The sequence below is a fragment of the Hyphomicrobiales bacterium genome (genome assembly GCA_030688605.1).
In the GTDB taxonomy this organism is placed as follows: domain Bacteria; phylum Pseudomonadota; class Alphaproteobacteria; order Rhizobiales; family NORP267; genus JAUYJB01.
The window spans coordinates 1-24,177 of record JAUYJB010000163.1 but is presented as its reverse complement, the minus strand read 5'-3'; the positions used below and the strand labels follow the sequence as shown (position 1 = coordinate 24,177).

Sequence of the window (24,177 nt, the reverse complement as noted above, 5' to 3'; positions counted from 1 at the left end):
CGTTTTTGCCAAAGGCAGAGATGCGATGGACAAACAATGTCTTGCCTTCCCGCCATTGACGGTCCGGCATCATTCTTCCCCCTCCCGAGAGTTTCGTGCCAATGGTTGTTTGCGCGGCACCAAATCTAAATCATGGTCTCCAGTATTGCCCGGCCTGCCCGAAGCTCTGGAAGGATGTCGCGGATCATTTCGTCGCCCGTCATGTGCGCGGCATGGAGGCTCACGGCAAGTCCGAGCTGAACCTGGCTGCGGGAGTTGGCGACGGGGATGGCGATTGATCTCAGCCCGATCTCCAGCTCCTCATCGCTGACCGAATAGCCCAGGCTTCGAGCCTGAGCGATCGCGGCGCGGATCTCATCCGGCGCGATCTTGGTGTGGGGGGTGAAGCGCCGCAGTTCGACATTGGCCAGAAAACGCTCGACATCGGCCTCGGGCCGGTGGGCGAGGATGGCCCGGCCCAGCGCCGTGCAATAGGCCGGCAGCCGCAGGCCGACGCTGGTCGAGGCGGCAACGAACCTGCGGGTCGAGGAATGGCCGAGAAAAACCACCTCGGCCCCGTCGAGGATCGCCAGTGACGCCACCTCCTTGGTCCGCTCGCCGATCTCGTCGAGGATCGGCTGGGCGATCTTCGGCAGCGGCGTGGAAGAGAGATACGCATAGCCGAGCCGCAGCACCCGCGGCGTCAGCCAGTAATGCTGCTCGTCGCTCTCGGCAAAGCCGAGCGCCTCGAGGGTCAACAGATGGCGCCTGACCGTGGCCCGGGTCAGGCCGGTCTTGCGGGCGGCTTGCGCCAGCGTCAGGCGGGGATGCGATGCCGAGAAGGCGGCGATCACCGCCAGCCCCTTTTCCAGACTGCCTATATGGTCCCGGTCGCCACCGCGCATTCCGTAACTCTCCGCGACAATGTGCGCATCGCGCACTTATGTGTTAAGGTCTTGACTGAATATCAGTGGGGAAATACCCTTAGTCAAGCACAAGAAGTACGCATCGCGCACACTTTTTTGGGTACCTGCGGCCTTAGCCTGTCGCCCAGGACGAGAGAAAACACATGGCGCATAAGGACATGCGGGCGTTCCTGGAAGCGCTCGAGACCACTCGCGACCTGGTCCGGGTCGACGATGAGGTCGACTGGGACCAGGAGCTGTCCGGCATCGGACGCCTAAGCTGCGAGCGCGACGGCCCGGCCTTTCTGTTCACCAACGTCAAGGACTATCCCGGCTGGCGGCTGGCGGCCAATCCGGTGGCCGGCTGGCGACGCTACGCCGTCGGCCTCGGCCTGCCCCCCGAGACCCCGGTGCGCAAGCTTTACAAGATCTATGCCGAGCGCGAGCAAAAGCCGATCCCGCCGGTCCGGGTCAACGACGCGCCCTGCAAGGAGGTGGTGATCCCGGGCGATCAGGTGGATCTGTTCGACCTGCCGGTGCCGATGGTGCACGAGGGCGATGGCGGGCGATATCTCGGCACCTGGGACCTGGTCGTCTCCAAGGACGCCGACTCGGGCTGGATCAATTGGGGCATGTACCGCTTCATGATCCACAATGAGCGGATCCTGACCGGATATCCGCGGCCGACCAGCCATCTCGGCAAGATGCTGCTCGACAGCTATGTGCCAAGGGGCGAGCCGATGCCGATCGCCATCGTCATCGGCGCCGACATGCCGAGCCATCTTGCGGCGGCCGCCACCTTCCGCATCGCCGGCGACGAGGCGGACCTGGCCGGTGGGCTTGGCGAGCGGGCGGTGGAGCTGATCAAGTGCGAGACTTCCGACCTTTACGTGCCGGCCTCCGCCGAGCTGGTCATCGAGGCCGAGGTCTGCCCCGACGCCATTGCTCAGGAGGGGCCCTACGGCGAATATCCCGGCTATCGCAGCGGCGAGATGGGCAATTCCATCTGCGCCCGGGTGACGGCAATCACCCACCGCCGCGACCCGATCCTGTCGCTGGACACCACCGGCTTCATGGATTCGAGCGCGGTGACCACCTCGATCTCCGGCGCCATTGCCATCCGCCGCCGGCTGGAGCGGCACGGTGTGCCGGTGGTCGAAGTCTATATGCCGCCGGAAGGCGGCGTGCACATGGCCGTCGTCTCGGTCAGCCGCGGCGGCCCCGACATCGCCCGCCAAGTGGTCGATATCCTGACCGCGCGCCGCGCGCTCGTCTCCAAGATCATTGTCGTCGATGACGATGTGGACGTGTTCAACATGGCGGCGGTCATTCACGCCTTCTCCACCAAGTGCCATCCCGACCGCGGCACCCACGTCCACAGCTATCAGGGCCGCGCCAACGCGCTGACCCCTGCCTACAGCATCGAGGAGCGGGAGAACCGCAATGGCGCAAGCGTTGCCTTTGATGCGACCTGGCCGCCCGACTGGCCAGCGGACACGATTCCGATCCGCGCCACCCTGGATTCCATGTACGCCCCAGACGTCCAGAAACGCGTGCGTGCGCGTTGGAAGGCGCTTGGGCTATAAAGGCGGAGGCGCCGCAAAATGACAGCTGAATATGAAACCTTCGTCCGCGACCCGAAGCGGGTTCTGTCCGGCCGCGAGGTGGTGCTGACGCTTCGCGACCTCACCCCGGGGCGGAAGAAATACCGCGGCGTCAATGTGCGCGCCGTGGTCTCGCGGCCGCCCAAGCCCGGCGAGCCGAAGCTTTGGCTCTATTCGGTGGTCGGCGCCAAGGATCCCCATCCGTGCAGCGTGCGGATCGTCGAGGAGCTGCCTGAAGTCTTCGAGGCACCGCCCTACAGCGACTATTTCAGGGTCATGGAGGCGTTGGAGAAGAACTGATGGAGACCATCACCGAGACTGTCGCCCGGCACGCTCGGGAGCGGCCTTCCGCTCTGGCGCTTGTCGACGACCGCTTTCGGATGGATTGGGGCGAGGTCGGGGCCTGGACGGAAAAGGCCGCCGGCTGGTTGACGGCGCAGGGTTTCCCGCGCGCGGCGCCGGTGGTCGGCTGGCTGCCCAATTGTGTCGAATGGAACCTGTTCCGCATCGCCTGCGAGCGCGCCGGGCTTTTGTTTATCCCGGTCCCTGCGAGCCAGGGAAAGCGCGAGCTTGCATCGATCGTCGAACGCGCAAAACCGGCCCTGTTGGTCTCCAAGGAGCGCTTCCGCAGCCGCGACTATGCGGCCGAGTGCGACGAGATTTGCGCGCGGCTGGATCAACCGCCGATGCGCCTGACCCTACCGGAGGACGCGCTGCCGCCACTTGCCGGCGCGCCGGCCGCGCCGCAGGCCGCGCTGACTCTTGACGAATTGGCGCACGCCTTGCCGACCAGCGGCTCGGAGGGCATTCCGAAACTTGCTCTATATACCGCCCGCGCAGCAGGCCTGCGCGGCGTTGCCCAGATCGAGCTGCTTGGCCTTGAGCCCGGTGATGTCCTTCTGGTGCTGTCGCACGGCACCGGGCCGGCCCGGCCCGCCTGGCTCGGCGCGCCGCTGATCGGCGCCTCGATCATTGCCATGCCTATATTCGCGGCCGACAAGGCGGTCGAGCTGATGCGGTGCGAGCACCCGACGATGGTCTGCGCCACGCCGACCCAATTGGCGATGATGGCGCCCCTGTTCGACGATGCGGCCCTTTCCGGCCTCAGGCTCTGGTACACATCAGGCGCGGTGGTGCCGCCGAGCCTTGCGGAAGAGCTTGAAGGTCTGAGCGGCGCCCCGGTGGTTTCCACCTATGGCGGCGCCGATTTCGGCGGCTGGGCCTCACCGGCCCCGGACGACCCGTCTGCGGTGCGCCAGCGCACGGTCGGGCGCCCGCGCGGCGGCAGCGAGTTCCGCATCGTCGATGATGATGGGTGCGACGTGGCGCAGGGCGAAGTCGGAGAGCTGATCGGACGTGGCCCCTGCTGCGTCGCCGGCTATTTCGGTGAAGAGGGGCGCGACCGCTGGCACGAGGGCTGGTTCCACACCGGAGATCTCGCCTGTATGGACCCGGAAGACAACATTGCCATCGTTGGACGGGTCAAGAATGTCATCGTGCGCGGCGGCGACAATGTGCTGCCGGTCGAAATCGAAGCTTTGCTCAAGACGCATCCCTTGGTCGGCCAGGTCGCGGTGATCGGCATCCCCGACCGGAGGCTCGGCGAACGGGTCTGCGCCTGCGTGGTTCCGAGGGACGGGGCGCGAATCGATCTTGAAGAACTGCGGCAACATCTGCGTGGCCAGGGAGTCGCCCACTACAAGTCGCCGGAGCGGCTGGTCGTGCTCAATGCCATGCCGACGGTCAGCGACAAGGTGGACCGGCGTGCCCTGGCATCACTGGTCGCGGGCCGAGAGGCGAAGGTGTAAGGCGGTTTTTTTGCGGCTTTGGGGGGAGCGCGGTTTCAGGGACTGTGGCCGGAAGCCGCGAAAATTCGCGGGGAGAACGATAATCAACGAAGGGAGAGGACAATGAAAGAGCTGTTGCGGCTGCTGTTGACGGCGGCCTTTTTGACCGGCGCGGGGGCGCCGGTGCTGGCGCAGAACATTCTGGTGCTCGGCGGCAACCCGCCGGGAAGCCTGTTCTACACGCAGGCCCAGGCGCTCGCCGCGGTCATCACGAAGCATACCGACCTGAAGGTCGACGTGCTGCCGCAGGGCGCCACCACCTGGTACCCGATGCTAGGCACCGGCGAGGTCGATCTCGGCGTCGTCAGCCCGGTTGACGCCTACCTCGCCTACAAGGGCATCTCGCCCTACGACGCAAGCACCGGCGGCAAGGGCTTCGAGATGCGCACGGTGATGCTGGGCTCCCTCAACAATCTGGGCATCGTCGCCGCCAAGGATGCAGGCATCGAGCAGATGGCCGACCTGAAGGGCCACAATGTCGTGGTTGACTACGGCGCCTTCGTCGCCTCCTCGCTTTCCGGCTACTCTGCCCTGGCCGCTGGCGAGGTCAGCCCCGACGATGTGACGATCGTCAAGGTGGGCAGCTATCCGCAAGGCGTGCAGGCGGTCATCGAGGGTCGCGCAGACGCGGCCGTCGGGTCGCTCGGCTCCGGCGTCATCCGCGAACTGGATTCGGCGCGCGGCGCCAAGTTCCTGTCGCTGCCCAACACACCCGAAGCGCTCAAGCGGGTGCGCGAGGTGGCGCAGGGGTTCAGCCTCGGCGAAGTGGCGAAGGGCCCCCCGGGGCTCGTGGAGAATACCGTCATGCTGCAGTATCCGGTGACCATCATCGGCCGCGCCGACCTGGAGCCGGAGGCGCTGAAGGCGGCCATCAAGGCGCTGTACGAGCATTACGAGGAGCTGGGGCCGGTGCATCCGAGCCTGAAGAGCTGGACTCCGGACCGCTTCGCCAGTACCGCGGCGGTCATCCCCTACCACCCGGCGGCGATCGAATATTACCGCGAGGTGGGCCTTTGGACGCCGGAAATGGACGCCCATCAGGAGATACTGCTCAAGCAGTGACGACCAAGATCGGGGGCCCGACCATCCGGGCCCCCGGTTAGAGCGAGCCACGAACGGGGCCCGTTGTGCTCACTGATAAACGAGACCTGTCCGGGCCTTGGGCCCTGATTGCGCGCCTGCTCGCAGGGTTGCTGCCGCTGGCGGCGGCGCTTTACGCTTTCGACGTCTTTTCGCGCTTCGGGCTGCTCATCTACAAGGAGCAGTTCCTCGGCTTCTTCCTCGCAATCTGCCTTATCGTCACCTTCATCTGGGTTCCGCTGCGGCCAGGGCTGCATGCGGACCGGGTCCCCTGGTACGACGTGCTGGCACTCGTCGCGTCGGCTGCCGTCGGCATCTATTTCGTCGGCTACTACCATGTGCTGGTATCGGAGTTCGGCTTCCTGACCACCGACAAGATCGTGGCCAGCGGCGTCGGATTGTTGCTGCTGATCGAGGCGACCCGCCGCCAGGCCGGTACAGCGATCTGCGCCATCGGCGTCGTCGTTCTGCTCTACGCCTATTTCGGCCGCCATCTGCCGGGCCTGCTCGAGGTGCGCCCGCTGCGCTTCGACCGGCTCTTGATCTACACCTACATGGGTCAGGGCAACGTCTTCGGCATACCACTCTACGTCGCCGCCTCGATCGTGACGGCATTCCTGTTCTTCGGCAAGGTTCTGTTCGGGGTCGGCGCCGGAAAGTACATATCGGACCTTGCCTTCGCCGTCGTCGGCCACCGCCGCGGCGGGCCGGCCAAGGTGGCGGTGGTCGCCAGCGCGCTGTTCGGCTCGCTCTCCGGCAGCGCCTCGGCCAACGTCGCCACCACCGGCATGGTCACCATCCCGATGATGAAGCGGAACGGCTATACGCCGTACGAAGCCGCCGCGATCGAATCGGTGGCCTCCACAGGCGGGCTGATCCTGCCGCCGGTCATGGCCGCGACCGGATTTCTCATCGCCGAATTCCTCGACATCTCCTATGCCGAGGTGGCGCTGGCCGCCCTGTGGCCGGCGCTGCTGCTGTATGCCGGCCTGTTCATCCAGGTGGACCTGGAGGCGGCGCGCCGCGGCATGCGTGGCGTCGCGGTGGACGACCTGCCGCCGATGCGGGAGGCGCTACGTCACGCCGCGCCCTTGGTGTTTCCGGTCGGGCTGCTGCTCTACATGCTGTTCGGGCTGCATTGGCGCCCCGAGGCGGCGGGCCTCGCCGGAACCGCGGCGATAGCCGCCTTGAGCCTCGTTCTGAAGGAGTTCCGCAGGCCGCTGCGCGCCTTTCTCGACATGGTGGTGGAGACCGGCGAGGCGGTGGTCTATGTCGCGCTGATCTGCGCCGTCGCCGGGCTAGTCATGGGGGTCCTGGGCATCACCGGCCTGGGGACAAACATGTCGCAGGCCCTGGTGCAGGCCTCCGGCGGCCAGGTGTGGCTGCTCCTGCTGCTGGCGGCGCTGGGCAGCATCGTGCTCGGCATGGGTGTTCCGGTCACCGCCACCTACATCATCCTGGTGGTCCTGGTCGGTCCGGCGTTGATCCAGGGCGGCGTGCCGCCTCTGGCGGCGCATCTCTTCGTCTTCTATTTCGGCACCCTGTCCTTCCTTACCCCGCCGGTGTGCATCGCCGTGTTCGTCGCCGCGGCGATCGCGGAATGCCCGCCGATGCGCACCGGCTTTCTCGCCGTGCGGATGGCGCTCGTCGCCTATCTGCTGCCCTTTGTCTTCGTCTTCAATCCGGCGTTTCTGCTCGACGGCGGGACCGGCGCCATCATCAACATGATGCTCGGCTCGGTGCTCGGCGTGTTCATGCTCTGCGCCGGTGTTGTCGGCTTTCTCGGCCGCCCGCTGTCGCTCCTCATGCGCGTGCTGATGGTGGCGGTCGGGATTGCGGCGCTGGTCGAGGGAGCACAATCGTGGCTTTGGCTCACCGGCGCCGCGGTGGCGGCGGTGGCGCTGGTGGGGATCAGCACGCGCAGCTTAACAATCAATCGCTCAGCGAAGGAAACCAGCCCATGAATGTCGCATCACGCTCCAAGCTCAAGGACATGCGGACCTGGATCGCCGAACTGAAGGAGGCCGGCGAGCTGATCCGCGTCGACAAGCCGGTCGATCCGCTGACCGAGATGGGCGCTCTGTTGTATCAGTGCCGCGAGAAAGCGGTCCTGTTCGAGAACCTGCCGCATGGCTGGCGCTCGCTCGGACAGGCGCCGGCCAATGTCCGCCATGCGGCGATCGCCTTCGGGACGAGCGAGGAAAATCTCGTGCCGCTGGTCGCCGAGCGGCTCGGCACCTGCGTGCCGCCAGTGATGGTCGATGATGGTCCGGTCAAGGAGGTGAAGCTCAAAAAGGGCGAGTTCGACCTGACCGAGCTGCCGGTGCATGTCGCGGGCAAGCGCGACGGCGGGCCAGTGATCGGCTCAGGCCTGGTCGTCACCAAGAACCCGGATACGGGCCAGCGCAACTTGAGCTTCCACCGGCTGCAGATCAAGGGGCCGGACAAGTCGGGCATCCTGCTGGTGCCGCGCCATTCGTGGAAGAACTATCTCAAATACCAGGCCCGCGACGAGGCGATGCCGGTCGCCGTCATCATCGGGCACCATCCGCTATACTACATGGCCGCGGCGACCACGGCGGCCTACGGAACCGACGAGCTGGGGATCGCCGGTGGCTATCTCGGCGAGGCGGTGCGGCTTGTGAAGTGCGAGACGGTGGACCTGGAAGTGCCGGCGGATGCCGAGCTGGTGCTTGAGGGCCACGTGCCGCCGCATATCCGCGAGGACGAGGGACCGTTCTCCGAGTTCCAGGACTATTACCTGACCGGCACCGGCAAGAACCCGATCGTCGAGTATCAGTGCATGACGCGGCGCAAGGACGCCATCTTCAAGAGCCTGCAGAACGGCTCGGAGATGGAAGGCTGCGTGTTCCACAAGGTGCCGCAGAGCGCCACCATCCTGCGCCGCCTGCGCAATGTCGGCGGCGGGCCCGAGGTGCACAATGTCATGGTGCTGCCGGGCATCTTCGCCGTGGCGATCCAGATGACGCCGCGCTTCTACGGCGAGGCCAAGAACCTGATGATGGCGGCGCTTTCGTCGGAATATCTGCACCCCAAGATCGTCATCGCCGTCGACCCGGACGTCGACATCTTCAATCATTCCGAGCTGTTGTGGGCGCTGGCAACGCGGGTGCACCCGGAAAAGGACGTGGTCGTCATTCCCGGCACCCACAACCACCCGATGGACGCGGCTCTGGCCGAGCTCGGCGCCGCCGGCACCGCGCTGTGGCAGCGCTTCGGCTCGAAGATGATGATCGACGCCACCATCCCGCCGCCGGCTGACGCGGAAGCGCGGGACAAGTTCGAGCGGGTCCGCCCGCACAAGCCCGACTTGAAGCTGGAGAACTTCGCCGCCAAGGAGTCCCTGCCGCTCGTGCGTGCGCTCTCGCCTTTGTTCTTCGGCTCCAGGCTATTGGACTAGGAAGGCAACGGCACCCAACGCAGCCCGAAGCATTTTTCATCTCCGCGGAATAACCCCATCAGCCCTTAAAGGTGGGTCGGCGCGGGTGGACGCAGTCCTTGAAATCGGCGAATCCCTTCCACGCCGGCTCGGTCGGTTCACGGCCGGGTCGTGGCGTATAGATCGACGGTTCGGTCAACTGCATGGTCGGGATGTAGCGCGGGCAATTCGGGAAGATTGCCCTGGCTGCGACACGAACGATGAGCTGCGCGCCAACGGTTCCGGCAACAAGCGGATCGTCGGGGCTCAGCGTCGCCTTGCCGTTGACCCGCAAACGCCGCGGCGTGCCGTGCATGGCGATGAAAAGCATGCCGACGTAGGGATTGACCAGAATATTGCCGAGGCTCTTGAACATGCCGTTCCCGTCATAGTCGGGAAACGCCAATTCGGACGGTCCCGTGACGCGCACGAAACCCGGCATGCCGCCCTTGAAGGAGCAATCGGGCCGTCCCTCGGCATCTGCTGTCGCGAGGAAAAAATACTGTGCACCTTCGATAAACGCCTTGTCGTCCGGCGTGAACTGCGTGCGCGTGAATTTTTCCAGACGATCGGAAATCCGACGGCTGTCGAACTGATCCTGCAGCCGGCGGTTCCCCTCGTGATACATGATGCTGTCGATCATCAATCCTCTCCCGCGCTGACGCTGCGGCTTGGCCGGGACGCCGTGATGGAGGCGATTGTTTGTCATTCGTCCCACGCTTGCACCAACGTTTGATGAGCGATCTTGCCGTTCTTGAGCTCGAGCATCGCAAGGCAGAACACCTTTGCTCCGTCAGGATAGGTGCAAGCCTGAGAGAACGCGAGCCGATCACCCTCGGCCGCGCTGAAGTTCACTTCATGCGTCATCGCGCGGCTGCAGATGTCGTCCCAGAAGGTCGTAATCGCCGATTTGCCGCGGACTTCGCGCGGCCGGCTCGGCGGATTGTTGCGATCGATGACGCGCACCACGGCGTCATCGGCATAAAAGCTCGCCAGCATGCGCCCGTCTCGGCTTTCGATGGCCTGCTTAATCGCTGAACCGGTCACGCCGCCCATTTTCAGGTTCATGATCTCCTCCTGTTCTGATTTCGGACATGCGCGTAGGCAAATCTTCGCCTCGCTTCTTGCACAGGCATCCCACCCTCACGGAGCGAGAGTGGGATGCTCGCGTGAACGTCACTTTTGTGCGCTCTTGGCCTTTTCGCCGGCGAGACGCAGGACGGCGTCCGTCTCGCGTTTGAAGCCGTCAAGATCGACCTGCATGCCGTTGAGCACCGTGCTCCAGTGGCGCACGATCGCCGCCATGGCGACGGCCTCGCGTATCTCCTCTTCGCTGGCGCCGTTGGCTTTGGCGGCCGCCGTGTGGAAGTAGACGCAATACTGGCAAGGGATTTGCGACGCCAGGGCGAGGCCGATCAGCTCCTTGGTCTTGCCGTCGAGCTCGGTATTCGGATTGAGCTGGACCGACTTGAACTCGGCCCAGGCCCCGGCGATGCCGACTTCCGGGAACAGCTTGAAGAAGCTTGGTACCATTCCGAGCGTCTCGTCGATGTCGCGATACGTCGCCTGCGCGGACATATCCTCCGCCGACGCGACGGGCGCCATGAGACTGATCGCGCCCAGCGATACTGCGGTCACGACCGTGATCAGAAGTCCAGTGGATTTGCGCATGTTGGTCTCCATCAAGTGATGCCCCCACGCTTCCACTACTAATCCGATCGAAGACGGCCCGCTTCGCCCGAACGGGCCATTCCGCCGATGGCCCGTTCGGGCCATATCGCCAATCAGCCAACCGGTGGCCGGGCCGCCATGGCCGCGGCGGCCGCGCGCGTCGGCAGATCGAGTTTCACCAGGATATTGGCCACGTGGCGCTTGACCGTATGCTCGCTGAGATCGAGGCGCTCGGCGATCGCCGCGTTGCTGAGCCCGTCCGCGACAAGCGCGAGAACCTCGCGTTCTCTTCCGGTGAGCGCCTCCAAGTTCGGCGTCTTGGCGGGGCGTGTGACCGGCTCCAGATGCTGCTCGACCATGACCGAGAACAGGCGCAGCCGTCCATCGCCTTCATTGATGTGCTCGATAGGGCGCTCCACGAAGTGCAGTCCGGAGCCCGAGACAAGATCGCTGACGACTCCCGACACCAGCACTTCGCCGGCGTCGGCATATGTCGAAATCCGCTCGGCCACATGCACCGCGTACCCCGAGAGCGCGCCGTCATGAATTTCCACTTCCCCCGTATGAACCCCGGCCGCAAGCCTGAGCTTGAGCGCATCGGCCGCGTCGCGAAGCGCGAGCGCGCATCCGATTGCACGCGCCGGCCCATCGAACCGTGCACAGATTTCCTCCGCGCCGACGACGACCGTTTCTCCCTCGAAGCGCGCAATCGCGTCGGCCGTGGCCTGGCGGAACCGGTCGAGACGTTCGCGCCAATGCCCGTCGCCCAGTCGCCGCGCCAATCGCTCGGGCGCGACCAGACGCGCGACCAGAATCGTCACCAGTACGCGATGGTGGGACGGCGCCGGCCGGACGCCGGTGACGAATTCCTCGATCTCGTCGACGATACGGTCGATATCGCCGATCCAGATCGGATGGTCGCGCCCCCGCAGTTCGACAAATCGCGCGCCGCCGATCTTCTCGGCGAGATGGCGGCCGCCGGTGAACTTGACCCGCCCGTCTTCGCGCCGGTGCATGACGAGGGTCGGAACGCGGATGGCCTCGAGGACGTTGCGCACGTCGATTTGCGCGTTCATACGGGCCAGCGCGACGGCGGCGGTGGGGCTCGCGGACAGCCGCTCGAACCGAGCCCACCATGCCTGAAAGCGGGGATCCTTTGCCCGCTCCGGGGCGAAATTCGGCAGGCTTGCGCCGCTGCCCCAGGCGCTTTCGACATCGCGGATGAACTCTGCGTGCGCCGCACGGCCCATGACCGAGGTTTGGAAATGCGCATAGCCGCCGTAAAGCACCAGGGCGCGCGTCCGCGCTGGATAAGCGGCGGCAAACAGGATCGACATTGAGGCGCCCTCTGCAGCGCCCAGCAGCACGGCGCGCCCGCTGCCGGCGGCATCCATGACCGCGCGAACATCATCCATACGCACTTCGAGGGTGGGTAGATGACGCGTGTCAACTCGATCGCTGAGGCCGGTGCCTCGCTTGTCGAATTGGATCACGCGGCTGAAGGCGCTGAGCCGCCGCAGCAGCCGGCCATAGCCGGGGTCCTCCCAAAGGACGTCGAGGTTGGAGATGAACCCGGGGACGAAAACAAGGTCGATCGGGCCGTTGCCGACCACCTGGTAGGCAATCCGGACTTGGTCGCTGTTGGCGTAGCGGGTCTCGGGGGGGGTCACGGCGTAGCTGTTTTGCCCGGTTTCCACATTGAAAGTATAGCACCGATGGCAATTTCCCTGCCTGGGCGATGCGGAACGGCTTCTCCCGCCTTACCGTCCGCTCCGGATTATATCCGGCTGTACTGGCACCGCCACCCGCAAGCCAGCTCGCCAGCCCTAAGCCGACGAAATCGACTTCAGCGCCCGGTCTGCGCCTCATTACCGGCCTACCACGGCGAAAGGCGGGACGGCTGAACCGTGACGCCTTCTGCCATCATCCGGGCCGGTTCGAGGGAGCCTCTGGGGAATGTCGGCTTTACTGCATTTTCATTTTGGACTTGAACTCTCGGCACATTGGGGTGCAGTTCCCCTGGATTTTCGTGACCCGGGCTGCCGCATAGCGGTAGCGGACAGACCGAGCGGGCGGCGGCATGGGAGCGGATCCCCGCCCGGTGTCTCCCTCGCGCAGTTTCGGTAGAACCCCCTGGCGGATTGCTTTCCCCATGTTGAAAACCGGTCCGCATCGACGCCTGCCCGCAATTTCGGATGCGACGAAGGGGGCGTTGTATATGACGGCCGCCGCCTTCTTTTTCGCGCTCATGAATGCCCTTGTGCGGATGGCAACCGCCGACCTGCCGCCTCTGGAAGTCGCCTTCTTCCGCAATCTGTTCGCTGTGGCCTCGATGCTGCCATGGATGCTGTCGAGCGGCTTTCCCGCCTTCTACACCCGTCATTTCAGGCTTCACTTGGCACGTGCCGTCGTCGGCGTTATCGCGATGGGGTTTTGGTTCACCTCGCTCGCGCTCGTACCGTTGGCGGACGCCGTGGCGCTCAATTTCACCATGCCGCTTTTTATCGTTGCCGGGGCCGCGATCATCCTCCGGGAGAAAGTCGGACTGCGCCGCTGGAGTGCAACCGCCATAGGCTTTCTCGGCATGCTGGTGATCATGCGGCCCGGGATCGCCGAGGTATCCCCGGTCATGGCGCTACCCATCGTCGCCGCTATCTTCATGGCGGCGTCCGTCTTGCTACTCAAACATATGTCCGCCACCGTGCGCGCCGGGACGGCCGTGCTCTATTTGAACTTGCTGATGACGCCCTTGTCGCTGGTGCCGGCGGCCTTCGTGTGGGTATGGCCGCATGGGCAGGATTACGTCATTCTCGCAGCCCTCGGCGTCCTGGCAACGCTGGCGCATCTTGCGCTCGCCCGTAGCCTTGCGACCGCGGATGCGTCGGCGATCATGCCTTTCGACTATACGCGCCTCCCGTTTATCGCGCTGTTCGCCTTCCTGCTGTTCGGAGAGGTCGCCGAAGTCTGGACATGGGTGGGCGCCGCGATCATTGCGGGCTCCGCATTCTATATCGTCCGGCGCGAAGCCGCCCTGGCCAAGAAAAGAGACGCGATGCCGCCCATCCCGCCCGTGACCGCCGACCGCTGATCGGCAAGCGGCCCGATGCGGATGTCCGAAGCGAGCACCGCGTCCTGACCGTAGCGCTCGCGCAACGCGGGAACGAGCTCCGAGCCGATATGACCAAGAGCGCCGGTGACCAATTTTCTTTGCATAGGCCCTTGCTCCCGTGTCAACCCCCGTCAAACCCATTCTAGGGTCATGCTTGAAAGCAGCGACTCGGCTTCATTAATCTGACAAGATCATCATGAGGCACACATGCTCAAGCACATATCCACCGAAGACGTCGAACGGATCGCGCAGCTTGCCAAGGCGGCCCGCGACGCACGCGACGTGATCCTTAGCGAGGTTCGCGAGCAGGACTTGGGACAGCCAAAGCCGGCGCGTGGCGAGCACAACCCCGCCGCGGCGCTGGGGCTTGATCCGCTGCCCTTCGACCATCCCGCGCGCAAGGCGTTGCGGCAAACGATCGCTGCGCTGTCGACCGACGCGCGGCGCGAGCTGCAAGCGCTCGTTTGGATCGCCCGCGGCGACTACGGCGCCGCGCAGTGGGACAAGGCGTTTGCCGACTCAGCCTCAATCGTCGACCTTCCCGCGGCCCAGCTCACCAGCGAGGCCGACCTGCACGAATTGCTGATGAAGGGCCTCTACGAGCTGAAGCTGAGCTAAGCCAGTGGGCACTCGTGCGGCCCTCAGGGGCCCGCGCGAACCAGCTTCGCGAAAGTCGCGATTCAAGCCGCCTCAGCCCCGGCACTTTCTATCCGATGCCGCACAGCCTGGAGCGCAAGGGCTATCTCACGTCGCGGCGGGAGGGGACAGGCAAACGGTCGCGGCGATTTTACTCGATCACGCCGAAGGGTCGGGACGCCCTGATCGACGCCAAGGAGAAAGTGAAGGAGCTCTTCGGCGAGTTGTTCGAAGCCCGGCAAGGACCGCAACGTTCTTAATTTCGCCGCTTGGCCATCTCTCGATAAAGGGCCTCGGGGCTAACAGTGGGAGCGCGAAGCTGGCCAGCTTCGCTTCGAAACGGACCGGCGAATCGGGGCGAGCGGTTTAATATGCGGTGCAATGGATAGTGGGGCGCCAGGGGTTCCTGGAATGCGATTTCTGACCGTGGCGGATGCCGTGCCTGACATATATTGTCACAAAAAAATCGCCTCGCTGGGAACCTTCGGCGAAATGTGGGCCTTCTAATAGCCGCAGCAACAGAGTCTTTGGTAATCAAGCGTTGCCTCCGCAACGCGAGGTCATTCAGGAGCAACAAACATGAAACGCTTGGCACTATCCGTCGCGGTCGCAATTGCCGTAGCGCCGTACACGTCATTGGCGGAAACGCAACAGCCGTACGCAGGTCTCGAGACGCGGACCATAAAGAGCCTCTCCGACAAGCAAATCGCCGATCTGAAGGCCGGCCGCGGCATGGGGCTGGCACTCGCCGCCGAGCTCAACGGCTATCCGGGTCCCGTGCATGTCCTCGAACTTTCCGAATCCCTGGAGCTGTCGGAGACGCAGCGGGTCAAGGTGCAGGAGCTCCATGCGGCAATGAGGGCCGAAACGGTTCCGCTCGGCGAAAGGTTGATCGCGCTGGAAGCCGAGTTGGACCGGCAATTCGCCGGCAAGGCCGTGACCGAGGCAAGCCTCGTAGCCACCACGCGGGCGATCGGCGCAACGCAGGCGGCGCTCAGAGCGGCTCACCTGAAGTATCATCTTGCGACCATCGAGGTACTGGTGCCGACACAGCTCCGGCGGTACGCCGAACTGCGGGGCTATGCGGGCGGCGCGCCCGCCGGGCAACAGCATGGGGGCCACCAGCACCGATGACCCGCACGGTCAATCGACGGTCAATCGCAACTTGACACGCATCAAAGGATTGGACCGGTAAGCGAGTAGAAATATCGAGGCTGCACCCGGGATGGTCTCGCGGCATGCAATTTTGAGATGCGCCTTACTCACGGTGACAATTTGTCAAACGGCTCGCCCCCCCGCGAGCAAGAGCGGGACGGTGCCCGGCTCGTCTGGACGACGGCGCTGATCGCGGCGATATGGGTCGCCTCGGATCTCGGATACTACTTTCTGTTGCCGGCGCTTGGCATCAAGCCCGACTACAATGCGGGTTCCATCGCCATCACCCTGTATTACGTCTTCTGGGCCGGAATCGCCGTCATCGCGTTCTGGCCGCAATACGCCAGCTGGTCCCGCTACACCAGATGGGCCACCTTCGAAAACCGGCTGGCGAGCTTTGTCGTCTGGTTCCTGGCTTTCGCGGGCGCCGTGCTGTTCGCCGGGTACGTCCTTCCCGCCTTGCCTCCATTCAGCCCGCGCGGGGTCAATCCGCCGGAGCTCCCGCTCGCCACGCCATGGTACTTTCTGCCGAAATCCGTCGAGATCCTGTTTCAGCAGCTTCTCGTCGTCGCCCTCGTTCTCACCCTATCGGCTCAGAATCACAGCCTTCGAAAAATATCGATCACCTGCGCGGTCCTGTTCGGCGGAGCGCATCTTCTGCTCGCGTTCGGCGACGTGCCCTGGGGCTATGTGGCGCGGTTTGCGACCCTGGCGGCCGTCTTCGGGTTCGCCTTTCCTTATCTTATCCTGCGCGTGCCGAATGGCTTGGCCTATTCCTATGTCACCCATTGGGGGTACTACGCCATGACCGTCGTGATGGCCCGCACGCTGGGGCCGGGGGCGATTCCCGATTTACTGAAACGGCTGTTGGATTGGTCCTAGTCGGCTGTTGAAATACGGCGATCGAGCCACCGCAAACACCTCTCCCCGGTGGGGAAAGAGCCTGCCCCCGACCTGATCGGGGGCACCCCGCCATAGCGGAGCGAAGGCGGGCGGCTGAGGGGGCTTGGGAGTTTCAATAGCTCACGCATGTCCCCCCTCACCCTGTCCCTCTCCCCACGGGGGCGAGGGGGCGCTGTGTGGGCTTCCATCGCACATTTTCAACAGCCTGCTAGTGGCCGCCGGCGGTGACCGGGTCAGGCCGTTTTCTCGACCGCGGGGCCCAGCTCCTCGATCATCTGCTCGCGTATGATGAATTTCTGCACCTTGCCAGTCACCGTCATCGGGAACTCCTCGATCTCGCGCGGAAAGATGTTCTCGCCGCCGCGGATCAGCATCTCCTTGGTGCGGTCGAGGATGTTGCACCTAGTCGTTTTGCGCCGCCGTTTCCTGATACCGCTTGAGCGAGGCTTCCGGCGTCGCATAGGCCTCCTGCAGCGCCACGCTCCAATAGCGCAACTCCTCGAGCGCGATCGGCTGCCCGGTCACCGCACAGCGCACGAAAGCCCCCGGCGAAAGCACCTCGAAATCGCCGTTGCCATAGCGCAGCTTCGCTTCGTCCTGGCGCTGGAAGGATCTTTCGAATCGGTTCATCGGCGGCTCGCTTGGGTCCAGAGCGAGATACATATCGTGCGGCGAAAGATTTTGCCAACCCCAACTTGTCCGAGGGTGCCAAAGCCTAGAACAGCGAGCCCTGCGGGCCGGGATCAGCCGGCTTCCGGGTCGCCAGACGGCGCTTGCCGCCGCCCGGTCCCGGCGCCTCATGCGCGGTCGCGCCGATCGTGCCGTCGGCGAACTCGATCTCCAGCTCCGCGCCCGGCGCCACCGCGGCGGCGCTGCGCACGACCTTTCTGGCCTCGTCGCGGACGAGCGCGAAGCCGCGCCTGAGCACGTTCTCGTAGCCGAGCGAGGCGAAAAGCTTGACCGCCGCATCGAGCCGGCGCCGCTGCTCCTTGAGCTGGCGCGGCAGGGCGCGGCCGGCGCGGGCGCCGAGTTCGGCGATACGTCCGCCCTCGCGGCTGAGCCTCTGGCTCAGGGCCGCCGGCGCAAGGCGCGCCGTGGCGCGGGCAAAGCGCACGCCATGGGTGTGGGTGTTGGCCCGCAGCGATTGCGTCAGCCGGCCCGCCGCCATGTCGAAGCGCTGTCGCGGCAGGGCCAGGAGTTCGCTCAGTCTCGGCAGGCCGCGGGCGGCGCCGCGCAGCGCGGTCCTGCGTTCGGAAAAATAACGCAGCCCGGCGCGCGCCATGCGCCGGGCAAGATCGTCGACGGCGGCGATGAGCTCGGCGCGCACCGGCACCGCGATCTCGGCTGCCGCCGTTGGGGTCGGCGCGCGCACATCGGCGACAAGATCGATCAAGGTCCAGTCGGTCTCGTGGCCGACCGCGGCGATGACCGGGATCGTGCTGTCGGCAACCGCGCGCACGACGATTTCCTCGTTGAAGCCCCACAGCTCCTCGACCGAGCCGCCGCCGCGGGCGACGATGAGCACATCCGGGCGCGGGATCCTGCCGCCCGGCTCAAGCGCATTGAAACCGCGGATGGCGGCGGCCACCTCCGCTGCACTGCTCTCGCCTTGCACGCGCACCGGCCAGACCACCACGCGGCGCGGAAAACGGTCGGCGAGCCGGTGCAATATGTCGCGGATGACGGCGCCGGTCGGCGAGGTGACGACGCCGATGACGCCCGGCAGATAGGGCAGCTTGCGCTTGCGCGCCTCGTCGAACAGGCCTTCGGCGGCAAGCTTGCGCTTGCGCTCTTCGAGCAGCGCCATCAGCGCGCCGACGCCCGCCGGCTCCAGCGAATCGATGATGATCTGATAGCTCGACCGGTTCGGATAGGTGGTGAGCCTGCCGCTGGCGACCACCTCCATCCCCTCCTCCGGCGGAAAGCGCAGCTTCTGGAACACGCCCCGCCAGATGACGGCGTCGATCCTGGCCGCCTCGTCCTTGAGCGCGAAATAGCAGTGGCCGGAGGTATGCGGCCCGCGATAGCCGGAAATCTCGCCGCGCACGCGCACATAGCCGAAATTCTCCTCGACCGTGCGCTTGAGCCGCGCGGAGAGTTCGGAGACCGAATATTCGGCGATATTGCTCGTTGCCTCGGCCAATGTTCCGGTGACTCCGTATTATCCCCAAAGCCGGCCCGAATGCGGTTCCGTTCGGGGCGCGCCGGTGATAGCACACAAGCAAGTGGGGCCGAAAGCAAGCAGGGCCGAAAGCGGGGGGCATTTCATGAAGGTACTGGTCATCGGCAGCGGCGGCCGCGAGCACGCGCTCGCCTGGGCGATCTCGAAGAGCCCGCTCTTGAGCGAGCTCGTTTGCGCGCCGGGAAATGCCGGCATGGCCGAGATCGCCCGCTGCGTCGACCTCGACGCCGGCGACCACGCGGCGGTGATCGCCTTCTGCCGCAATGCGGCGATCGACTATGTGGTGATCGGACCCGAGATGCCGCTCGTCGCCGGCCTCGTCGACGATCTGAGGCGCGCCGGCATCGAGGCCTTCGGGCCGAGCGCGGCGGCGGCCCGGCTCGAGGGCTCCAAGGGCTTCACCAAGGAATTGTGCCGCCGCAACGACATCCCGACGGCGCGATATCAGCGCTTCTTCGATGCGGAAAGCGCCGCCCAATATCTCAGGGAGGTTGGCGCGCCGATCGTCATCAAGGCCGACGGCCTTGCCGCCGGCAAGGGGGTCACCGTGGCCATGACCAGGGATGCCGCGTTTGCCGCCGTAGACGAAATCTTCGCCGGCAAGTTCGGCGCGGCCGGCGCCTCGCTGGTGATCGAGGAGCACCTTACCGGCGAAGAAGCGAGCTTTTTCGCGCTCGTCGACGGGCGCAGCATCCTGCCGCTCGCCACTGCCCAGGACCATAAGCGGGTCGGCGACGGCGACCACGGGCCGAACACCGGCGGCATGGGCGCCTATTCGCCGGCGCCGGTGATGACCGACGCCCTCTGCCGCGCAACCATGGACGAGATTCTGCGCCCGACCGTGCGCGCGCTGGCCGAAGCCGGTACGCCCTATTCCGGCGTCCTTTACGCCGGCCTGATGATCACCGAGGACGGGCCCAAACTGATTGAATATAATGTGCGTTTTGGCGATCCGGAGTGCCAGGTGCTGGTGATGCGCTTAGAGGACGACATCTTGCAGCTGATGCTGGCGGCGAGCCGCGGGATGCTCAAGAAAATGTCCGTCCACTGGCGCGAGGAGACGGCGCTGACCGTGGTCATGGCCGCCAACGGCTATCCGGGCAGCTATGAGAAGGGGAGCGAGATCCGCGGGCTCGAGGATGCGGGCGCGGACCCGGACGTGATGATCTTCCACGCCGGGACAAGGCGCTCGGACGGGCGCATCCTGGCCGATGGCGGGCGCGTGCTCAACGTCACCGCCCGCGGGCGCAGCGTCGCCGAGGCCCAGACCCGGGCCTATTCGGCGGTCGACAAGATCGACTGGCCGGAGGGCTTCTGCCGCCGCGACATCGGCTGGCGGGCGGTCGCCCGCGAACGGGCCGGCGGCTCACCGTGAGCGACCTGTTCAAAGGTTTCAACACCCATATCGTCGATACCGCCGGCGCCACCATCCATGCGCGCTCGGGCGGCGCCGGCCCGCCGCTCCTCTTGCTGCACGGCTACCCGCAGACACACGTGATGTGGCACCGCATCGCGCCGAAGCTCGCCGAGCGCTTCACCGTCGTCGCCGCCGATCTGCGCGGCTATGGCGACAGCTCCTGCCCGCCGAGCGACCCGCAGCGCTTCACCTATTCCAAGCGCGCCATGGCCAACGACAATGTGGAACTGATGGAGACCTTCGGCTTCAAGGATTTCCGCGTCGTCGGCCACGATCGCGGCGGGCGCGTCGCCTACCGCATGGCGCTCGATTTCCCCGACCGGGTAAACCGGCTCGCGGTCCTCGACATCATCCCGACCCATGCGGTGTGGGCGGGGCTGACGGCGGACAACGCCATGCGGCTCTTTCACTGGCTGTTCCTGGCCCAGCCGGAACCTTTGCCCGAGACGCTAATCGCCCGAGCGCCGGTGGAATTCTTCGACCGCATCTGCGCAAGCTGGACCAAGGCCGGCGACCTTTCCGCCTTTTCGGCCGAGGCGCTCACCCGCTACCGGCTGTCCTTTGGCGATCCCCTCCGCATTCATGCCGCTTGCGAGGACTATCGCTCCGGCCGGACCTATGACGACCGGGCCGATGCGGCCGACCGCGACGCGGGCAAGCAGATCGGCTGTCCGGTTCTGGCTCTGTGGGGAAAGGGCGGGCTCGCCGGAGAGGCGCAAACGCCGCTTGGCGTGTGGCGGGAGTGGGCCGGCAATGTCGACGGCGCGGAAATCGACGCCGGCCATTTTCTGCCCGAGGAAAACCCGGCCGCGACGGTCGAAGCGCTGATGGCCTTCCTGCGCAAATAGGCAAGGCCGTTGCTGCCTGGAGCTTGAGACATGAAAACGGCCCGGCAATCCACCATCGGCCTGGCGCTCGGCGCCGGCGGGGCGCGAGGTTTCGCGCATATCTCGGTTCTCGAAGCACTCGACGAGCTGGGGCTGAGGCCCGCACGCATCTCCGGCACCAGTATCGGCGCGATCATCGGCGCCGGTTACGCTTCCGGGCTCGCCGGCCGCGAGATCCGCGCCCATGTGCTCGAGGTCCTCGGCGATCGTGGGCGGGTGCTGGCCAAGCTGATGCAGCTCAGGCCGCGCCGCTTCAAGGAGTGGTTCGCGCGCGGCGTCCTCAATGCCGTTCAGTTGGACGCCGAGCGCATCATCGACCTCTTCGTCCCCGACAGTCTGGCCCAGGACTTCGGCGACCTGTCGACGCCGCTCTCGATCATCGCCACCGACTTCTACGGCTGGTCGGAATGCGAGATGACCGAAGGGCCGCTGCGCGCCGCGATCGCGGCCTCGATCGCCTTTCCGCCGCTGTTCACGCCGGTGATCCACAAAGGCCGCGTCATGGTCGACGGCGGCATGGTCAACCCGCTCCCCGCCGACAAGCTTGCCGGCAGCGACATCGTCATCGCGGTCGACGTGGTCAGCGGGCCGGCGCAGCGCGACGGGCGCGAAATCCCCACGCCCATGAACGCGATCTTCGGCGCAGCCCAGATCCTGATGCAGAGCATCATTTCCGAAAAGCTCCGCAGCGACCGCCCGGACATCCTGCTCAGGCCCGACGTCAACGAGTTCCGGGTGCTCGATTTCCTCAAGGTCCGCGCCATTCTGAAGGCCGCGGACCCGACCAAGGAGGAGCTGAAGCGCCGGCTGGAACTCATTCTAAACACTTCTTAGATCAATGGCTTAACGGCGTTCATTAAAAAAGTGTTTAAGCAGGGCGGCGGACTCCTTCTCGCCAATCCCGCCATAGACTTCCGGTGCGTGGTGGCAGCTGGGCGAGGAAAAGAATCGCACCCCATGCTCGATCGCGCCGCCCTTGGGGTCGGGGGCGCCGAAATAGAGCCGCCGCAATCTGGCAAAGGAGATCGCCGCCGCGCACATGGCGCAGGGCTCGAGCGTCACATGGATGTCGCAGCCGACGAGGCGTTCCGAACCGACGCGCGCCGCCGCCCGGCGGATGGCCAGGCACTCGGCATGGGCGGTCGGGTCGGGGACGGTCAGGGTCTCGTTGTGGGCTTCGCCGACGACCGCGCCGTCGCGACCGACGATGACGGCGCCGACCGGCACCTCGCCGAGCGCGGCGGCCTCGCGGGCAAGTTGGAGCGCCCGGTGCATGGGCGAGGGCTTGCCGCCGGCGCCCAGTTCTGAAAGTTTCTGCGGTTCCATCTGAGAGCGAGATAGCATGAGGAAGCCTCAAGCCGCCAAGCATAAACGAACCACGGCCGAGGTCGCCTCCCCGGGCGGCGGGCGCATCGCCAAGCTTCTCGCACGCGCCGGGCTTTGCTCGCGCCGCGAGGCGGAGCGCTGGATCGCTGAAGGCCGGGTCGCCGTCAATGGGGTGGTCCTGACCTCGCCGGCGATCAATGTCGCGCCCGCCGACAGGGTGACCGTCGACGGCAAGCCGCTGCCGCAAATCGAGCCGGCCCGGCTGTGGCGCTACCACAAGCCGAAAGGTCTGGTGACGACCCACAAGGACCCCGAGGGCCGACCGACCGTGTTCGCGCGATTGCCGGGCGACCTGCCGCGGGTGGTCTCCGTCGGCAGGCTCGATTTCAACACCGAGGGGCTGCTGCTCCTTACCAATGACGGGGCGCTGGCGCGGCTCCTCGAACTGCCTTCGACCGGCTGGCTCCGCCGCTATCGCGTTCGCGCCTTCGGCGGCGTGGCGGAGGCCGACCTTGAGCGGCTCCAACGGGGGCTGACCCTCGAGGGCGTGAAATACGGCCCGATCAGCGCCAGGATCGACCGGGTCCAGGGCGACAATGTCTGGCTCAGTTTGAGCCTGCGCGAGGGCAAGAACCGCGAGGTCAAGCGGGTGCTGGAGCATTTGGGGCTTAAGGTCAACCGGCTGATCCGCGTCTCCTTCGGCCCGTTTATGCTCGGCGATCTGGCGCCGGGCGCGGCAGACGAGGTCAAGCCGCGAGTGCTGCGCGACCAGCTCGGTCCGCGGCTTTCGCGCGCCGCCGGCGTCAGTCTCCCCGCGCCGCGCCGGGCGAAAAAAAGGGAGCGCTGAATCTCATGCGCATCGTCGCCGGACGTTTCAGGGGCGCGCATCTGGCAGGCCCGCGCGCCGGCGACACGTCGCTGCGGCCGACCTCCGACCGGCTGCGAGAGACGCTGTTCAACATTCTTGCCCACCGGGCCGACGGCGACCCGGTGCCGGCTGCGCGCGTGCTCGACCTTTTCGCCGGCACCGGCGCCTTGGGGCTCGAGGCCTTGTCGCGCGGCGCACGCTTCTGCCTGTTTGTCGAGGAGCGGGCTTCCGCGCGCGCCCTCATCCGCCGCAACATCGAGGCCCTTTCCTTGACCGGCGTCACCAAACTCTTCCGCCGCGACGCGACAAGCCTTGGGCCGGCCGGGACCCTCGGCCGTTTTTCGCTCGCCTTTCTCGATCCGCCCTATGGCAGGGGCCTGGCCGAGCGTGCGCTCGCCTCGGCGCGCGACGGCGGCTGGCTTAAAGACGGCGCCGTGATCGTGGTCGAGGAGGCCCGTACGGCGGGCTTTGCAGCCCCTCGAGGTTTCACCGAGACCGACCGCCGGCAAAACGGCGACAGCGAGCTGATTTTCCTATCCCACGAAAGTGCGCCCTGACTCCTGTCCATCCCCCTCGTCATCCCGGACAAGCGACGGCCCGGGAGCTCCCTTCTCCTCCTCGTCACCCGCGGGCTTGACCCGCGGGTCCATGAGGCAGCGCAGCGGATGCATCAGGACCGTTTGGATCCTCGGCTGCGCCGCATGGATTGCCGGGTCAGGCCCGGCAACGACGAATAACCATTCCCCTCCCCCTTGACGGGAGAGGGATGCGGAGCCTTGCCGGCCCTGGCCGGCTTAGGGGGAGCTGGGTGGGGGTGTGGCGGAGCCGCCGCATGGATTGCCCCCGGGTCTTGCTTCGCGAGCCCGAGGACAAGCTTTGCCGACCCCGAGGGCAGGCTTGTCAAGCCCGGCAGCGACGTGAGCTGGCGCGTGACGTTGCCTCGACGCCCGCGTCTAGCGCCTTCCGAACAGGCGCTCGATGTCGGCAAGCTTCAATTCCACATAGGTCGGCCGGCCGTGGTTGCACTGGCCGGAATGGGGCGTCGCCTCCATCTCGCGCAACAGCGCGTTCATCTCTTGCGCCGTCAGGCGGCGGCCGGCCCTGACGCTGCCGTGACAGGCCATGGTGGAAGCGACCGCGTCGAGCCGCTCCTTAAGCCGCACGGCAAG

The 24,177-nt window shown here is 65.8% G+C and carries 26 protein-coding genes; 16 read left to right on the top strand and 10 right to left on the bottom strand.

All coding sequences use genetic code 11. The annotated features are described in order from the left end of the window. Positions 1-125: 125 nt before the first annotated feature. Positions 126-884: an IclR family transcriptional regulator C-terminal domain-containing protein gene (locus tag Q8P46_17055; GenBank protein ID MDP2621856.1), complete on the bottom strand. Its 759-nt coding sequence runs from the start codon at positions 882-884 to the stop codon at positions 126-128. A 164-nt stretch (positions 885-1,048) separates the two neighbouring features. Between Q8P46_17055 and Q8P46_17050 the strand changes: the two genes are divergently transcribed. The 6 genes from Q8P46_17050 (at position 1,049) to Q8P46_17025 (ending at position 8,836) form a co-directional block, all read left to right on the top strand. Beyond that, positions 1,049-2,470, top strand: coding sequence for a UbiD family decarboxylase (locus Q8P46_17050; GenBank protein MDP2621855.1), 1,422 nt, complete (start codon positions 1,049-1,051; stop codon positions 2,468-2,470). An 18-nt stretch (positions 2,471-2,488) separates the two neighbouring features. After that, positions 2,489-2,788 carry a hypothetical protein gene (locus tag Q8P46_17045; protein MDP2621854.1) on the top strand — a complete coding sequence of 100 codons (300 nt, stop codon included), beginning with the start codon at positions 2,489-2,491 and terminating at the stop codon, positions 2,786-2,788. Next, complete coding sequence (locus tag Q8P46_17040) at positions 2,788-4,296, top strand: AMP-binding protein (GenBank protein MDP2621853.1); 1,509 nt, start codon at positions 2,788-2,790, stop codon at positions 4,294-4,296. Before Q8P46_17045 ends, Q8P46_17040 begins: the two co-directional genes overlap by 1 nt. Positions 4,297-4,398: 102 nt before the next feature. Next, on the top strand, positions 4,399-5,397 hold the full coding sequence (locus Q8P46_17035; GenBank protein ID MDP2621852.1) for a TAXI family TRAP transporter solute-binding subunit: 999 nt from the start codon (positions 4,399-4,401) through the stop codon (positions 5,395-5,397). A gap of 65 nt (positions 5,398-5,462) precedes the next feature. Beyond that, the gene (locus Q8P46_17030) at positions 5,463-7,379 is read left to right on the top strand and encodes a TRAP transporter fused permease subunit (protein ID MDP2621851.1); all 1,917 of its coding nucleotides are present in this window, start codon (positions 5,463-5,465) and stop codon (positions 7,377-7,379) included. Further along, positions 7,376-8,836, top strand: a complete 1,461-nt coding sequence (locus Q8P46_17025) for a UbiD family decarboxylase (protein MDP2621850.1) — start codon at positions 7,376-7,378, stop codon at positions 8,834-8,836. The genes Q8P46_17030 and Q8P46_17025 overlap by 4 nt, the downstream gene beginning before the upstream one ends. 58 nt (positions 8,837-8,894) lie before the next feature. Here the strand turns inward: Q8P46_17025 and Q8P46_17020 are convergent, their stop codons facing one another. From Q8P46_17020 to Q8P46_17005, 4 genes are all read right to left on the bottom strand, one after another. Continuing rightward, positions 8,895-9,497 (bottom strand): pyridoxamine 5'-phosphate oxidase family protein, encoded by a 603-nt coding sequence (locus tag Q8P46_17020; GenBank protein MDP2621849.1) that lies wholly within the window; start codon positions 9,495-9,497, stop codon positions 8,895-8,897. Between the two features lie 62 nt (positions 9,498-9,559). Beyond that, positions 9,560-9,922: a nuclear transport factor 2 family protein gene (locus Q8P46_17015; protein ID MDP2621848.1), complete on the bottom strand. Its 363-nt coding sequence runs from the start codon at positions 9,920-9,922 to the stop codon at positions 9,560-9,562. Between the two features lie 108 nt (positions 9,923-10,030). Then, entirely contained in the window at positions 10,031-10,525 is a 495-nt protein-coding gene (locus Q8P46_17010) for a carboxymuconolactone decarboxylase family protein (protein ID MDP2621847.1), read from the bottom strand. A gap of 113 nt (positions 10,526-10,638) precedes the next feature. After that, a complete protein-coding gene (locus Q8P46_17005) occupies positions 10,639-12,195 on the bottom strand; it encodes an alpha/beta fold hydrolase (protein MDP2621846.1) in 1,557 nt (518 codons plus the stop codon). Between the two features lie 482 nt (positions 12,196-12,677). On the opposite strand from Q8P46_17005, the gene Q8P46_17000 reads away from it, so the two are divergent. The 5 genes from Q8P46_17000 (at position 12,678) to Q8P46_16980 (ending at position 16,307) form a co-directional block, all read left to right on the top strand. Further along, positions 12,678-13,613, top strand: coding sequence for a DMT family transporter (locus Q8P46_17000; protein MDP2621845.1), 936 nt, complete (start codon positions 12,678-12,680; stop codon positions 13,611-13,613). Between the two features lie 228 nt (positions 13,614-13,841). Continuing rightward, complete coding sequence (locus tag Q8P46_16995; GenBank protein MDP2621844.1) at positions 13,842-14,252, top strand: DUF3775 domain-containing protein; 411 nt, start codon at positions 13,842-13,844, stop codon at positions 14,250-14,252. 14 nt (positions 14,253-14,266) lie between these two features. Then, positions 14,267-14,530, top strand: a complete 264-nt coding sequence (locus tag Q8P46_16990) for a PadR family transcriptional regulator (protein MDP2621843.1) — start codon at positions 14,267-14,269, stop codon at positions 14,528-14,530. Positions 14,531-14,849: 319 nt separating this feature from the next. Then, positions 14,850-15,404: a hypothetical protein gene (locus Q8P46_16985; GenBank protein ID MDP2621842.1), complete on the top strand. Its 555-nt coding sequence runs from the start codon at positions 14,850-14,852 to the stop codon at positions 15,402-15,404. 117 nt (positions 15,405-15,521) lie between these two features. Next, positions 15,522-16,307 carry a hypothetical protein gene (locus tag Q8P46_16980; GenBank protein ID MDP2621841.1) on the top strand — a complete coding sequence of 262 codons (786 nt, stop codon included), beginning with the start codon at positions 15,522-15,524 and terminating at the stop codon, positions 16,305-16,307. Between the two features lie 254 nt (positions 16,308-16,561). Here Q8P46_16980 and Q8P46_16975 read toward each other — a convergent pair whose 3' ends face one another. From Q8P46_16975 to xseA, 3 genes are all read right to left on the bottom strand, one after another. Next, positions 16,562-16,702, bottom strand: a complete 141-nt coding sequence (locus Q8P46_16975; protein MDP2621840.1) for a hypothetical protein — start codon at positions 16,700-16,702, stop codon at positions 16,562-16,564. A gap of 28 nt (positions 16,703-16,730) precedes the next feature. Beyond that, on the bottom strand, positions 16,731-16,958 hold the full coding sequence (locus Q8P46_16970; GenBank protein MDP2621839.1) for a DUF2093 domain-containing protein: 228 nt from the start codon (positions 16,956-16,958) through the stop codon (positions 16,731-16,733). A gap of 85 nt (positions 16,959-17,043) precedes the next feature. Beyond that, positions 17,044-18,471 carry an exodeoxyribonuclease VII large subunit gene (gene xseA / locus Q8P46_16965; protein ID MDP2621838.1) on the bottom strand — a complete coding sequence of 476 codons (1,428 nt, stop codon included), beginning with the start codon at positions 18,469-18,471 and terminating at the stop codon, positions 17,044-17,046. A gap of 124 nt (positions 18,472-18,595) precedes the next feature. On the opposite strand from xseA, the gene purD reads away from it, so the two are divergent. Genes purD through Q8P46_16950 form a run of 3 tightly spaced genes read left to right on the top strand, consistent with a single transcriptional unit; the run spans position 18,596 to position 21,648 of the window. Continuing rightward, a complete protein-coding gene (gene purD, locus Q8P46_16960) occupies positions 18,596-19,885 on the top strand; it encodes a phosphoribosylamine--glycine ligase (protein ID MDP2621837.1) in 1,290 nt (429 codons plus the stop codon). Continuing rightward, entirely contained in the window at positions 19,882-20,775 is an 894-nt protein-coding gene (locus Q8P46_16955) for an alpha/beta hydrolase (GenBank protein MDP2621836.1), read from the top strand. Before purD ends, Q8P46_16955 begins: the two co-directional genes overlap by 4 nt. A 30-nt stretch (positions 20,776-20,805) precedes the next feature. After that, positions 20,806-21,648 carry a patatin-like phospholipase family protein gene (locus Q8P46_16950; GenBank protein ID MDP2621835.1) on the top strand — a complete coding sequence of 281 codons (843 nt, stop codon included), beginning with the start codon at positions 20,806-20,808 and terminating at the stop codon, positions 21,646-21,648. Between the two features lie 9 nt (positions 21,649-21,657). Here Q8P46_16950 and Q8P46_16945 read toward each other — a convergent pair whose 3' ends face one another. Then, a complete protein-coding gene (locus tag Q8P46_16945) occupies positions 21,658-22,089 on the bottom strand; it encodes a nucleoside deaminase (GenBank protein MDP2621834.1) in 432 nt (143 codons plus the stop codon). 67 nt (positions 22,090-22,156) lie between these two features. On the opposite strand from Q8P46_16945, the gene Q8P46_16940 reads away from it, so the two are divergent. Both Q8P46_16940 and rsmD read left to right on the top strand, forming a co-directional pair. Beyond that, complete coding sequence (locus Q8P46_16940) at positions 22,157-22,987, top strand: pseudouridine synthase (protein ID MDP2621833.1); 831 nt, start codon at positions 22,157-22,159, stop codon at positions 22,985-22,987. Between the two features lie 5 nt (positions 22,988-22,992). Next, positions 22,993-23,565, top strand: coding sequence for a 16S rRNA (guanine(966)-N(2))-methyltransferase RsmD (gene rsmD, locus Q8P46_16935; protein ID MDP2621832.1), 573 nt, complete (start codon positions 22,993-22,995; stop codon positions 23,563-23,565). Between the two features lie 396 nt (positions 23,566-23,961). On the opposite strand, the gene Q8P46_16930 is transcribed toward rsmD, so the two are convergent. After that, positions 23,962-24,177: DNA mismatch repair protein MutL (locus tag Q8P46_16930; protein ID MDP2621831.1), on the bottom strand; the 216-nt coding region annotated here is incomplete at its 5' end.

Coding starts and splice junctions, on each gene's coding strand:
- Q8P46_17045 (MDP2621854.1), top strand. CDS start 2,489: ATGACAGCTGAATATGAAACCTTCGTCCGCGACCCGAAGCGGGTTCTG.
- Q8P46_17015 (MDP2621848.1), bottom strand. CDS start 9,922: ATGAACCTGAAAATGGGCGGCGTGACCGGTTCAGCGATTAAGCAGGCC.
- Q8P46_16940 (MDP2621833.1), top strand. CDS start 22,157: ATGAGGAAGCCTCAAGCCGCCAAGCATAAACGAACCACGGCCGAGGTC.
- Q8P46_16945 (MDP2621834.1), bottom strand. CDS start 22,089: ATGCACCGGGCGCTCCAACTTGCCCGCGAGGCCGCCGCGCTCGGCGAG.
- Q8P46_17055 (MDP2621856.1), bottom strand. CDS start 884: ATGCGCGGTGGCGACCGGGACCATATAGGCAGTCTGGAAAAGGGGCTG.
- Q8P46_16970 (MDP2621839.1), bottom strand. CDS start 16,958: ATGAACCGATTCGAAAGATCCTTCCAGCGCCAGGACGAAGCGAAGCTG.
- Q8P46_17020 (MDP2621849.1), bottom strand. CDS start 9,497: ATGATCGACAGCATCATGTATCACGAGGGGAACCGCCGGCTGCAGGAT.
- Q8P46_16985 (MDP2621842.1), top strand. CDS start 14,850: ATGAAACGCTTGGCACTATCCGTCGCGGTCGCAATTGCCGTAGCGCCG.
- purD (MDP2621837.1), top strand. CDS start 18,596: ATGAAGGTACTGGTCATCGGCAGCGGCGGCCGCGAGCACGCGCTCGCC.
- rsmD (MDP2621832.1), top strand. CDS start 22,993: ATGCGCATCGTCGCCGGACGTTTCAGGGGCGCGCATCTGGCAGGCCCG.
- Q8P46_17000 (MDP2621845.1), top strand. CDS start 12,678: ATGTTGAAAACCGGTCCGCATCGACGCCTGCCCGCAATTTCGGATGCG.
- Q8P46_16950 (MDP2621835.1), top strand. CDS start 20,806: ATGAAAACGGCCCGGCAATCCACCATCGGCCTGGCGCTCGGCGCCGGC.
- Q8P46_16975 (MDP2621840.1), bottom strand. CDS start 16,702: ATGCTGATCCGCGGCGGCGAGAACATCTTTCCGCGCGAGATCGAGGAG.
- Q8P46_17050 (MDP2621855.1), top strand. CDS start 1,049: ATGGCGCATAAGGACATGCGGGCGTTCCTGGAAGCGCTCGAGACCACT.
- Q8P46_17025 (MDP2621850.1), top strand. CDS start 7,376: ATGAATGTCGCATCACGCTCCAAGCTCAAGGACATGCGGACCTGGATC.
- Q8P46_16980 (MDP2621841.1), top strand. CDS start 15,522: ATGCGCCTTACTCACGGTGACAATTTGTCAAACGGCTCGCCCCCCCGC.
- Q8P46_17010 (MDP2621847.1), bottom strand. CDS start 10,525: ATGCGCAAATCCACTGGACTTCTGATCACGGTCGTGACCGCAGTATCG.
- Q8P46_17035 (MDP2621852.1), top strand. CDS start 4,399: ATGAAAGAGCTGTTGCGGCTGCTGTTGACGGCGGCCTTTTTGACCGGC.
- Q8P46_17040 (MDP2621853.1), top strand. CDS start 2,788: ATGGAGACCATCACCGAGACTGTCGCCCGGCACGCTCGGGAGCGGCCT.
- Q8P46_16995 (MDP2621844.1), top strand. CDS start 13,842: ATGCTCAAGCACATATCCACCGAAGACGTCGAACGGATCGCGCAGCTT.